General features: G+C 69.6%; 9 protein-coding genes. 3 read left to right on the top strand and 6 right to left on the bottom strand.

Annotation, left to right across the window (positions count from 1 at the left end; genetic code table 11):
- The 5 genes from HV826_RS15935 to HV826_RS15915 all read right to left on the bottom strand — a co-directional run.
- A partial coding sequence (locus HV826_RS15935; RefSeq protein WP_176417873.1) for an RNA 3'-terminal phosphate cyclase occupies nucleotides 1-807 on the bottom strand: 807 nt, incomplete at its 3' end.
- A 154-nt stretch (nucleotides 808-961) separates the two neighbouring features.
- Nucleotides 962-2,899, bottom strand: coding sequence for a CocE/NonD family hydrolase (locus HV826_RS15930; RefSeq protein ID WP_176417872.1), 1,938 nt, complete (start codon nucleotides 2,897-2,899; stop codon nucleotides 962-964).
- A 132-nt stretch (nucleotides 2,900-3,031) separates the two neighbouring features.
- On the bottom strand, nucleotides 3,032-3,232 hold the full coding sequence (locus HV826_RS15925; RefSeq protein WP_176417871.1) for a hypothetical protein: 201 nt from the start codon (nucleotides 3,230-3,232) through the stop codon (nucleotides 3,032-3,034).
- A 260-nt stretch (nucleotides 3,233-3,492) separates the two neighbouring features.
- Nucleotides 3,493-4,104 (bottom strand): YdeI family protein, encoded by a 612-nt coding sequence (locus tag HV826_RS15920; protein ID WP_176417870.1) that lies wholly within the window; start codon nucleotides 4,102-4,104, stop codon nucleotides 3,493-3,495.
- 46 nt (nucleotides 4,105-4,150) lie between these two features.
- Nucleotides 4,151-5,551 carry a hypothetical protein gene (locus tag HV826_RS15915; protein ID WP_255217253.1) on the bottom strand — a complete coding sequence of 467 codons (1,401 nt, stop codon included), beginning with the start codon at nucleotides 5,549-5,551 and terminating at the stop codon, nucleotides 4,151-4,153.
- Between the two features lie 68 nt (nucleotides 5,552-5,619).
- On the opposite strand from HV826_RS15915, the gene HV826_RS15910 reads away from it, so the two are divergent.
- Complete coding sequence (locus HV826_RS15910; RefSeq protein ID WP_217918644.1) at nucleotides 5,620-6,891, top strand: MFS transporter; 1,272 nt, start codon at nucleotides 5,620-5,622, stop codon at nucleotides 6,889-6,891.
- 23 nt (nucleotides 6,892-6,914) lie between these two features.
- Here the strand turns inward: HV826_RS15910 and HV826_RS15905 are convergent, their stop codons facing one another.
- On the bottom strand, nucleotides 6,915-8,129 hold the full coding sequence (locus HV826_RS15905) for a low specificity L-threonine aldolase (protein WP_176417868.1): 1,215 nt from the start codon (nucleotides 8,127-8,129) through the stop codon (nucleotides 6,915-6,917).
- Nucleotides 8,130-8,445: 316 nt separating this feature from the next.
- Here HV826_RS15905 and HV826_RS15900 point away from each other — a divergent pair, with 316 nt between their 5' ends.
- Both HV826_RS15900 and HV826_RS15895 read left to right on the top strand, forming a co-directional pair.
- Nucleotides 8,446-9,843, top strand: coding sequence for an alpha/beta hydrolase (locus HV826_RS15900; protein ID WP_176417867.1), 1,398 nt, complete (start codon nucleotides 8,446-8,448; stop codon nucleotides 9,841-9,843).
- A 110-nt stretch (nucleotides 9,844-9,953) separates the two neighbouring features.
- Complete coding sequence (locus HV826_RS15895; protein WP_176417866.1) at nucleotides 9,954-11,369, top strand: hypothetical protein; 1,416 nt, start codon at nucleotides 9,954-9,956, stop codon at nucleotides 11,367-11,369.
- Nucleotides 11,370-11,389 lie beyond the last annotated feature (20 nt).

Here is an 11,389-nt window from a genome sequence, read left to right as displayed (position 1 = left end):
GCCCCGCTCCCCCAGCGCGGTGAAGCCCGCGATGGTGTGCTCGAACTGGGCCAGCACGAACGTCACGGTCCCCACCGAGCGTGTCACCGCCAGCGGGCGGTTGTCCGCCTCCGCCAGGATGCCGCGCTCACGCAGCGCCCCCACGGCGGCACGGGACTGGCGCTCGGCGATGGTGAAGGGCAGCCCGCCGGTGAAGGACGACACGCGGACCTCGCGCAGCATGCCGCGCGCGGGCAGCTCCACCAGCCGGGGTGGCTCCTGCGGAGGCCCCACCTCCGCGACAAGCTCCCCCGCGCCCTCCGGGTAGAAGCCGGCATGCACCAGGGACAGCAACACGGGCAGGCCATACGCGTGCGCCACCGGCTGCCAGACGGTGGCCACGTAGTGGAAGCTGGGGCTGTGCGGCAGGTGCGTGCCGCCTCGCAACGTCAGGCGCCCCCCGCCGGCCAGGGCCAGCGGATAGACGAGGCACTGGAAGAGCAACGGCGTGCTGCCCGCGGTGCCCACCTCCAGCAGGTAGTCGCCGGCGCGCACGGGGGCCGGGGTGAAGGCGAGCTCAGACGCGCCGACGGTGGCGCCCTCGGCGGAGGCGCCGCCACCACACAGCGCCTCGGCGCCGCGCACGCAGGCCAGGTGCTGGGGACGCAGACCGGGCGGCTCACGCCGCTCGCGCAGGCGGGTGAGGTGGAACGGGCGGCCGGTGATGAGGGACAGCGACAGCGCGGTGCGGAGAATCTGCCCGCCCCCCTCGCCCTCACTCCCATCCAGCCGCACCAGCCCGGTGTCGGGCCCCTGGGTGCCGGTCATGTCCCTCCCGTCTCGGGTGCCACCGCGTGAACAATCAGGCTAACAGGAACGCAAGTCAGGCACCCCCAGGAGAACACCCGTCCCTCCACCGCTGCACAGAAGCAGCCCTGATGGCGTGACGCATGGTGGGTTCCCCGTGGGAGTGCCCTTCGCGCTACTCGTCCAGGCCGGGCAGCACGCCCACCTTGATGAAGCTGGGGTTCGCCGCGGAGTGGTAGACGCGGTGGAAGGCGCGCGTGAAGTGCTCCTCTTTCGCCTCGAAGATGTTGGGCACGTACGTCTGCGGGTTGCGGTCGATGAACGGGAACCAGCTCGACTGCACTTGAATCATCACGCGGTGCCCGCGCTGGAAGGTGTGGAACACGTCGTTGATGACGAAGCGCACCTTCGTCACCTCGCCAGGCTTGAAGGGCTTGGGTTCGCTGTAGCTGTCGCGGAACCGGCCCCGGAAGGGCTCGCCGCGCACCAGCGTCTGCTGATGGCCCCGGTTCTTCGTCCCCTGCGCGTCATCCCCCTTGCGCCACCCGCGCACCTTGCCCGGGTTGACGTCCACCAGCTTCACCACCCAGTCCGCGTCGGTGCCCGTCGTGGAGACCCACAGCTCCGCCTCCAGCGGGCCCGCCAGCGTGAGGTCGCGCTCCAGCGGCTCCGTCTCGAACACCAGCACGTCCGGCCGGCGCGCGGCGAAGCGCTGGTCCTCCGTCATGTAGTCCTTGCTCCAGCCCGTCATCATCTCCTGCGTGTACGGCACGGGCTTGGCCGGGTCGCTCACGTACTCCGCGAAGGACGCGCCCGTCGTCTTCGGCGCCGTCGTGGCCAGTCCCCCCTTGGGCTGGAAGTACAGCCGCGTCTCGCGCAGCCCCTTGGGCGGCCACGTGTCGAAGCGGCGCCAGCGGTTGGCGCCCGTCTCGAACACCAGGGCCTCCGGAACGTCCGGCTTCCCCCCGCCCTTGAGGTGGTGCTTGAAGAAGTCGAACGCCAGCGCCTGGTAGGCCTCGCTGGTGGCGAAGCCGAAGTCCGCGTCGCCCAGGGACTCGCCACCGCCGCGCTGCCAGCCGCCGTGCGGCCACGGGCCCATGATGAGGCTGTTGGAGATGCCGGGGTTCTGCTTCTCGATGGCGGCGTAGGTCCGCAGCGGGCCGTACAGGTCCTCGGTGTCGTACCAGCCGCCAACCGTGAGCACCGCCGCCTTGATGTTCTTCAGGTGCGGCAGCAGGTTCCGCGCCTGCCAGAAGCTGTCGTAGTTGGGGTGCGCCGAGACGTCCTTCCAGAAGGCGACGTCCCCCTTCAGGTGCTTCGCGTCCGCGTTGCCCAGCGGCCCCAGGTCCAGGAAGAACTGGTAGCCGTCCGGCGTGCCGTGCTCGAAGCGCTGCCACTCCTCGTTGTCCGTGGGCTGGGGCCGGGGCTTGCCGAAGGTGGAGAAGAAGTTGAACGCCAGCGCCAGGTTGAAGGCCCCGTGGCGGTGCATGTCATCCCAGAACCAGTCCGCGATGGGGGCCTGCGGCGACACGGCCTTGAGCGCCGGGTGCGAATCAATGGCGCCCGCCGACGCGTAGAAGCCCGGGTACGAAATCCCCCACTGCCCCACGCGGCCGTTGTTGTGCGCCACGCGCTTCACCAGCCATTCAATGGTGTCGTACGTGTCGGTGCTCTCGTCGAAGTCCTTTGGCCCGGCCTTCTTCGGCTTGTGGGGGCGGACGTTGACGAACTCGCCTTCGGACATGTTGCGCCCGCGCACGTCCTGGAAGGCGAAGATGAAGCCGTCCTTCTCGAACGCCTCGGTGGGGGCCAGCGCGGGGGGATACCGGTCCACGCCATAGGGCGCGACGCTGTACGGCGTGCGCACCAGGAGGACGGGATAGCGCTTCCCCGGTGACGCGTCCGCGGGGACGTAGACGGAGGTGAACAGGCGCGTCCCGTCCCGCATGGGGATGCGGTACTCGAACTTGGTGTACCGCGAGCGGACGCGCTCGGTGCGCTCGGGAGAGATGCTGTAGGGGCGCTTCGGGGCTGGCGGGGTGGACTGCGCCTGCGCCGGGCCTGCGGCGGTGGCCAGCAGGACAGCCGCGAGGCATCGGGTCACGGGATGCATGGATGCTCCTGGAGCGATGACGCTGGAGGGACGGCCCGCAACACCCAAGCGGCCCGCTTGTTCCCGGAATCAGCTCCGCGCTTCCTCGCCGTCATCCCGCCAGGAGCAGGTGAAGGCGCTCCCTCGCCACGCTCATCGAGCGTCAGCCGCGCCCCCGTCAATGACCGTCAACCGGGGCGCCTCCCGCTCCGGGGCGCGCGCCTCGGCCGCGGCCTTCACTCCGGAAGCCGCGCGCTCGGCGGAGGACGTGAGGGGTTGGCTGGCCTGGGACGCAGCGCGGCGCGGCGCGGGCCGCAGTGGCAGGCCGAAGTACAGGTACATGTCGAGCAACATGGAGTGCCTTCCCCTTGGCGGATGCGGGGGCGATGAAACGCATCCGGCCTGGAGCAATGGTGATGCCACCGGCAGTCCGGCCATTCACCGGGGCATGCCGCGTCCCGAGGATGCAGCGAAACGCACCGTGCCATGGGCTCCATGCGCCCTTTCGTGAAAAAGGATGAAGTTGGTGGTGGCAACCCCCGAGGTGACGTGCACCTGAGCCCACCATGCGGGGTCGAGGCTCCGGCATGGGGCTTGCCGTGCCCCCGCCCGGCTCAAGCGCCCAGCGATTCGTGCCGGGCCAGCATCTCGACGAACTGCTCGATTCGCCGAGCCCGCGTCTCCGCCTTCTTCGCGGTGTGGACGCGCCACAGGATGGCGTACCGGTTCGCCGCGTTGAGCGTAGAGAAGAACGCGGCCGCCTTGGCGTTCGCGGCCAGGGCGCGAGCCAGGTCTTCGGGCACCGTGGCCTTGCTCTGGGAGGCGTAGGCCGCATCCCAGCGGCCATCCTTCCGGGCCTGCTCTACGACCGCCAGTCCGGACGGCTTCATCCGGCCCGCGGCGATGATCGCCTCCACCTTCTCGCGGTTGATCTGGGACCAGACGCTCTTCGCGCCCCGGGGGGTGAACTTCTGGAGCCACGCGGTGTCGTCGAAGGCGTTCTTCTGCCCGTCAATCCAGCCCCACTCGAGCGCGACGTCGAGCGCCTCGGCGTAGGTGACGGAGTCGATGCCCGAGCCCTTCTTCGCCAGCTTCAGCCAGAGGCCGCGCGACGAGGCGTGGTTCGCTTCGAGCCAGGACGCCCACGCCGCGGGCGACGCGAAGGCAATCGTGGGGAGCTCAGCGGCGGGGGCCTTCTTCGCGGCGGTCTTCTTCGTCGGGCTCATGGCGCCGTCAGCGGATAGCACGGCCCCCCAGCGCACCGCCAACACCCTACGGAGGACTCTCCGCCGCCGTCTTCGTGTCTCCCCCACCGCCCAGCAGCTTCTCCTTCAATGCGCTCAGCCCCTTGCCACCAGCGGCCCGCACGCCATCAAAGGAATCCCCCGCCGCGCGGGAGAAGTCGTCCATGGAGCGCTGTGCGAGGCCTTGACGCACCCGGTCCATCCAGAGGAGGGGCGCCAGGACCTGCCCGGCCCGCTCCGCGCCCAGGAGTGAGACGAGGATCTTCTCCGCCCCTCCCGCCCGCGCCAGCAGCGCCTGCCCCAGGATGGCGGCGGCCCGGGCCTGGAGGAAGATGGGCAGCCGTTCGCCGTGCTCGCGCATCGCGTCCGCGCTGGCCTGGAGGTCCCGCCGCTCGGTCTCGCCCAGGTACGGGCTCCTGGCCAGGGTGTCGAGGTAGCGCGCGGATTCGTCGTAGCGCTCCCGGCGGAAGTGGATGAAGGCCCATCCCCACCACGTCAGCTCGTTCTCGATGCCAAGCTTCTCCAGGGAGCCCAGGCCCCGCTCCAGGTCGTCCTCCGCCGCACGCTCGCGCTTGAGGCCCATGCGGTTCCAGGCTCGCAGGAAGTACCCGGCGGCGAGCAGCGACTCACGCGTCTGTTCCGGCGAGGCATCCCGCAGCGCGGGAAAGTCGCTGGCGGGCAACGCCTCGGCTTCGGCCAGGAACGCGCTCAGCTCCTCCTCGGCCGCGTAATGATACCCCGCGCCGCAGAAGGCCATCCCCCGGCTGCCGCGAACCGACACGCGCAGCCCTGGCGGCCACGCGGGCTGAGGCGTGGCGCGCGACAGCTCGTAGAGCACCAGGTCGGTCGCGGGCACGCGGTTGCCCGAGTCCGCCGTATCCAGAACGAACCACAGCGCGGAGAGGAACGCGTGCTCCTGACCCGCGTCGTAGCCCGGCAGCGGAAACGGCTGGCCCGGCTGCATGCGGCTCCACAAGAGGGGAAACTCGTCCTCGTCGCGCTGCTCCAGCGTCTTCTTGGCCTTGTAGAACGCGACGCCCAGGTCCAGGTACGACTTCGCCACGCGGAGCGCCTCTTCCTCCGAGGCAGGCTTCGTCGGCAGCGCGCGCGTGGCCGACAGCATCTGCCCGAGCGCGACGACCTCGGCGGGAGCGTTCGGTTGGCCCTCCGCGCGCATCGTCAGCTTGAGCGCCCGGTATGGGACCAGCGAGTAGGCGTCGCGAATGCGCGCTTCGATTTCATTCCGCTCCAGTGCGGCGCGCTCCGCGTCTGACTTGCGGCAGCCGCTCAGGACCGCCAGCAGCATCATTGCGATGACGCCTCCCGGGAGGCGCGGCGCCGAGCGTGGCTTGGCGCCCTGGCACACCCCGTCCTTCGCATCATTGTTCATCGGGAGCGGAAGGTACCACGCCGACGTTGGCGTACCCATGCCTCCTTGGGAGCCGACACACGCAGGCGGTGGCGCGCGACGGGCCCGTGGATTACAGCGCCGCGAGCATGACTCAACAGGCCGCGGCTTCCGGGCGCTCCATCTTCCAACATCGCGACTTCCGCTTCTATCTGCTGGCGCGCCTGTGCGCGGTGCTGGCCGTCCAGATTGAGTCGGTGGCCATCGGCTGGCAGGTCTACGAGCTCACGGGCAGCGCGCTCGCGCTCGGCTACACGGGCCTGGCGCAGTTCGTGCCGTTCCTGTCGCTGTGTCTGGTGGGCGGCCAGGTGGCGGACCGCGTGGACCGGCGGACCATCTTGGCGGTGTGCCAGACGGTGATGTGGGTCTGCAGCCTGTTGCTGCTCGCCTTCACCCTGGGCCACATCCGCGACGTGCGCTTCGTCTATGGCGTCCTGGTGCTGTTCGGCGCGGCGCGCGCGTTCCATGCCCCGGCGGGCTCCGCCCTCACCCCGCATCTGGTGCCGCCCGAGCACCTGACTCGCGCGGTGGCCATCAACTCCACCACCTGGCAGGTGGCCACCATTGGCGGCCCGGCCGTGGGCGGCATCCTCTATGGCTGGGCCGGCGCCACGGGCGCCTACACGGCCTCCGCGGCGTTGTGTGCCCTCTCCGTCGTCTGGATTCTCACCCTCAAGGTGCGGACCGGGCGCGCGTCCGCCGAGCCGCTCTCCCTGTCGACCCTGGTCGCGGGGCTGGGCTTCGTTCGCCGGCAGCGCCTGCTGCTGGGCAGCATCACCCTGGACCTGTTCGCCGTGCTCTTCGGTGGCGCGGTGGCGCTCCTGCCCATCTACGCGCGGGACATCCTGCACACGGGGCCCTGGGGCCTGGGGCTGCTGCGCTGTGCGCCCGCGTTCGGCGCGGCGGTGGTCGCCGTCTTCCTGGCCATGCGGCCCCTGGGCGGCAACACCGGCCGGAAGATGTTCATCGCGGTCGCCATCTTCGGCGCGGCCACGCTCGTCTTCGGGATGAGCCGCTCGTTGCCCCTGTCGCTGGCGGCGCTGGCCATCGCAGGTGCCGCGGACATGATCAGCGTCGTGGTCCGCCACACGCTGGAGCTGATGGCCACCCCGGACGACATGCGCGGACGCGTGGGCGCGGTGAACATGATGTGCATTGGCGCCTCCAACGAGCTGGGCGAGTTCCGCGCGGGAGGGCTCGCCGAGTACGTGGGCGCCGTGCCCGCGGTGGTCGCGGGAGCGGTGGGCACGCTGGCGGTGGTCGCGCTCTGGGCCTGGGCCTTCCCCGAGCTGCGGCGGGTGGACCGCCTGGAATCCTTCGCGAGGACGAAGGAGCCCCCAGCGGCGGCGCCCGCGAGTTGAGGGCCCGCGACAGGCCGCTGGGTTCAGGCCGCGTCCAGCAGCCGCCGGAACGCCTTCGCCGCGATCTCCTCGGTCAGGTCACTCAGCTCGTCGCTCACCTGCAGCTCTGTCTCCGAGACACCCGGCACGCGCGTGGCGCTGAAGCCGTTGGCCACCCAGACCTTGTCCTCGCGCGCGATGACATCTCTCCGGGCGGACAGCTCGACGGGGTCGCCCCGCAGGTAGACGCGGAACATGTTCGTCTGCACCGGCTGGGGCAGCACGCTCAGGCGTTCATCGGCGGCCAGCGCGTCCGCCAGCAGCTTCGCGCGCCGGACGTGTTCGGGGATTCGCGCCAGCGCGTCATCCAGCCGCATGGCCGCCGAGGCCACGTACGGCAGCATCTGATAGAGGTTGCCCCCGTGGCGGTGCCGCCAGATGCGAGCGCTCCGGATGAACTCACGCTTGCCGGCAAGCATGGCCCCGCCAATGGCGCCCACCGTCTTGTAGAAGGACACGTAGACGGAGTCGAAGCCCCGGCAGATGTCCGCGTAGGCGCGCTGATAGAACGGCCGACACGCCCAGAGCCGCGCCCCATCCAGGTGGAGCTGCACGCCCTTCGAACGGCAGGTCCGCTTGAGGTCCTCCAACTGCGCCCACGTGGGCAGCTGACCGCCCAGCCAGCGCACCGGCAGCTCCACGCTGACCGTCCCCAGGGGCTCTCTCGCCCCGCGCACGTCCGAGGCCCGCAACGGCCGGTTCCACGGCGCGATGAGGACGTCACGTAGGCCGTGGAGCACCTCGTGGCTGTTGTTCTCGTGCAGCACGTGGTGTGACGACGGGTGCACCCCCACGTTCCGGTTCCCACTGGCATCCGCGTAGATGCGCAGCGCGATGAGCTGGCCCATGGTGCCCGTGGGCATGAAGCACGCATCCTCACAGCCGAGCAGCTTCGCGATGCGCGCCTCGAAGTCCTGCACGAACGCGCCGTTGCCGTAGAAGTCTTTATCCAGCCCCTTGCCCTGGACCCATTCGCCAATGCGGATGAGCTCGGCGCCCGGGTCCACCGGCGCGCCAGATGACAGCGCGGCCCGACAGCTCCGGCGCAGCGCCGCGGAAGACACGGGCGTTGCCACCGTCACCTTCGGAGCTGGCGCGGCAGGCACGGCCGCCTGGGCGCCGCGAGGCAGGAGCGCGGACCCCGAAAGCAGCCCGGTCAGGGCCAGGAACTCACTCCGGCTGAGGTGGCGAGGACTCATGGGACATGAGCCTACCGCAGGTCCCAATACATGACGCGCCGCAACGCCGACTCACCCAGCCCAACCCCTGACGCGGCGCGACGCACACGCCATCCCTCAGTTGACTGAACGATTGGAATACTGAATCACCATTCAACTCCTGACGCGCTGCGATGACGCCATGGGCCGGAGCCAGCGCGACCGAAATATGAATCACCCTTCAAGTCTGATTTGATTCACTGGCGTGGCATTTGGTACGGATCGTCATCCCTGTCAGCGATTGAAACGGAGCGAGCGAATGGCAACACGTCGCATGAGTGTGCGGACTGTAGCTGCGGTGATCGGTCTGTGTGGTCTGGCGTGCCAGAACCAGGATCCTGGCGAGGACCCGACGCCCACGGACCCGACGCCGGCCGATGTCGTGGCCTGCCGGGAGCGCATCGCCGCGAAGACGGCGGAGGTCACCGCCGCGGGCATCGACATCACGGCCTGGCCCATCACGGACGCGCCCGAGATGGCGGAGATCACCACCACGGTGCCGCAGAACCGGGACAACTACCAGAGCTACGACGGCCACTACCGGCCGCTCACGAACCACCCCGGTTGCTCCATCGAAAACCTCTACTACGACAGGGCCAACACCACGGGCACCACGCCGTACGTCGATGGCAACAACGACGGCAAGTGGACGGGCAACAGCGCCTTCGGCGGCCCCAACGCGACCAGCGGCTTCATCAACGGCCAGCGGGCGGTCATCGAGGGCTTCCCCTGCGCGGCCAAGGAGTACATCCAGAACAACGAGGACACCACCAGGCCCATCATCATCCTGGTCCACGGCAACTCCACCCGGCCGCACACCTGGGAGAAGTTCCTCCTGCCAGCGGGCACCACCGTGGAAACCGCGTATGAGCAGGTGCAGTTCACCGCGGACAGCACGGCGCGGGAGCAGCTGGCGGAGCGGCTCATCGCCCAGCGCTACCGCGTGCTGGCGGTGGACTTCCGCACGGACATCGTCACCAACGTGGACCCGGCGGAGAACAGCCAGACGCAGAACTCGTCGGGCAACATCGACCATGGCTGGGCCACGCCCATCCTCCAGTCGATGGTGAAGGCCGTCATGCAGAACAACCCCAACCGGAAGGTGGCGCTCATCAGCCACTCCCTGGGCGTGACGGTGGCGCGCGACGCGCTCCGCCGGCTCTACGTCGACTGGACCCAGGGCCGGGCGGGCAGCTTCAACCCCTTCACCCAGGTCAGCCACGTCATCATGGGCTCGGGCGCCAACCACGGCGTGTCCACCTATGACCCCGCGCTGGGCGAGCTGTGCGCACGGAACCCGACGATGCGCGGCACCATCGTCTGTGAGATGGGCAGCCGCTCCAACTATGTCCAGACGTACTTCCACAAGCCGCTCAACGGCCCGCGCGACCTCTTCAGCACGCCCTGCGCGGACGGCGACTACGCCTTCGGCAAGACGGGCCAGTGCGGTGGGAACGTGGTCCGCTACTACACCATCACCATGACGGACAAGGAGCAGGGCCGGAACTACCAGGACCTCTACGTGTCCGAGGCCGCCTCGCGCATCGAGATGGACGGCTGCGTGACGAACACGCTCACCACGCTGAACGACTACGACACCAGCGGCTACTTCAACAAGGGCTTCATCGCCAACCACTTCGGCTCCATGCGCTCCAACGCCGGCATGGACCTGGTGCTGCGCTACCTGGCCGAGTAACGCGCCGCCCGCCCCTTCTGGCCGCCGCCGCGGGCCCGCGCCCCTCCCCTCCAGCGCGGGCCCGCGGCGGCGGCCTCTCACGTCACCGCGCCTCCTCCTCGAGCCTGTCCATGAAGCTGAAGCGACTCCCCGTCCTCGCCCCCCTGTGCGCGGTTGTCCTGGGCGCATCGCCCGGGGCCTGGGCCCAGACCGCCGCGCCCGCCTCCTCGGAGGTCCCCACCCCGCCGGAGGCCACCTCGGCCGCTCCGCCCTCCGGGAGCGAGCCTGTCTCCCAGGCGCCCCAGGAGGACGTGCTGGCGGCCTCCACACCCGAGGAGATGGCGGGCACCACCGAGGTGGTGGATTCCCGCCCGCCGCCCGTCATCCGGCCCCGCATCGCCGTGGGCAACGAGACGTTCTACGTGAAGCCCGTGCTGGCCATCGCGGGGGGCGTGCACGTGGAGAACCTCATCCAGACGCTCAACCGCAACCGGGAGAGCCGCGCCACCACGCTGGCCCTCACGCGCTTCGGCTTCGAAGGCCGCCTGGGCCCGTACGTCTCGTTCCGCAGCGAGTTCGAGCGCAACATCAAGGCGCACGGCTCGGGCGTGTGGGAAGGCACGGCCTCCCTCAGTGTCCGCGACCAGGTGATTCGGCTCCAGCGGTGGAACACCACCCTGGAGGCGGGCATCGTCCTGGACCCCGCGAGCGTGGACTTCATCTCCACCCACGTGGCGGACACGCTGCTGGCCGACAAGTACACGCGGGACCCGCTGCTCTACAGCGGCTTCAACCGGGGCCAGGGCGCCCAGGCGGCCTATGAATGGAACGGCTTCCGCGTGGGCATGGGCTTCACCGCCGCCAACCCGCTCAGCACCTCCAGCTCCTACCAGGTGGGCGGCTCGTTCGGCGGCGGCAGCCGCTTCTGGGAGCGGCCCCTGGCGAACTACCGCAACGGCCAGCCCGATGACGACCTGCACTTCCAGGTGCTCAGCCCGTCCCTCACCTATGCGAGCGACCTGGTGGAGTTCAAGGCGCAGGCCCAGGTGTTCGACGTGAACTACCAGACGTCGTCACGCACCGACCCGCTGCTGCGTGGCAACAACCTGCGCGGCAACGTGATGCTGAAGCTGCATACGAACGTGGGCATCCCCCTGTTCATCACGCCCTTTTTCAACATCGCGCGCGTGCAGAACGACGTCGTCAACAGCGCGCCCGGCTTCGCCGACCAGCTGCTCGACACGCACTACACCGCCACCACCGTCTCCGCGGGCATGGACATCAACGTCCTCGGCCGGTCCGGCATCGGCTTCCAGTTCGCGCGCGTCTCCGACCGCTCGCCCGGCTTCGTGGTCCCGACGGGAGAGACGCCGGCGAGCGAGCCCATCACCCGCACGCTCCAGACGTTCCTCAACGTGGGCGGCACCTACTGGTTCACCGACGACGTGGCCATTGGCGCCCGCTACGCGCGCTACCAGAAGAAGCAGGACGGGCTGCGGGACGAGATTGACGCGTCGTACTTCGCGACGCTGCGACTGGTGCTCTAACGTCGTCGGAAGTCCAACCC

Source organism: Myxococcus sp. AM010, from assembly GCF_013372585.1.
GTDB classification, from domain to species: domain Bacteria; phylum Myxococcota; class Myxococcia; order Myxococcales; family Myxococcaceae; genus Myxococcus; species Myxococcus vastator.
Note: the sequence above shows the minus strand (reverse complement) of the source record. Positions and strands in the feature narration are given on the sequence as shown.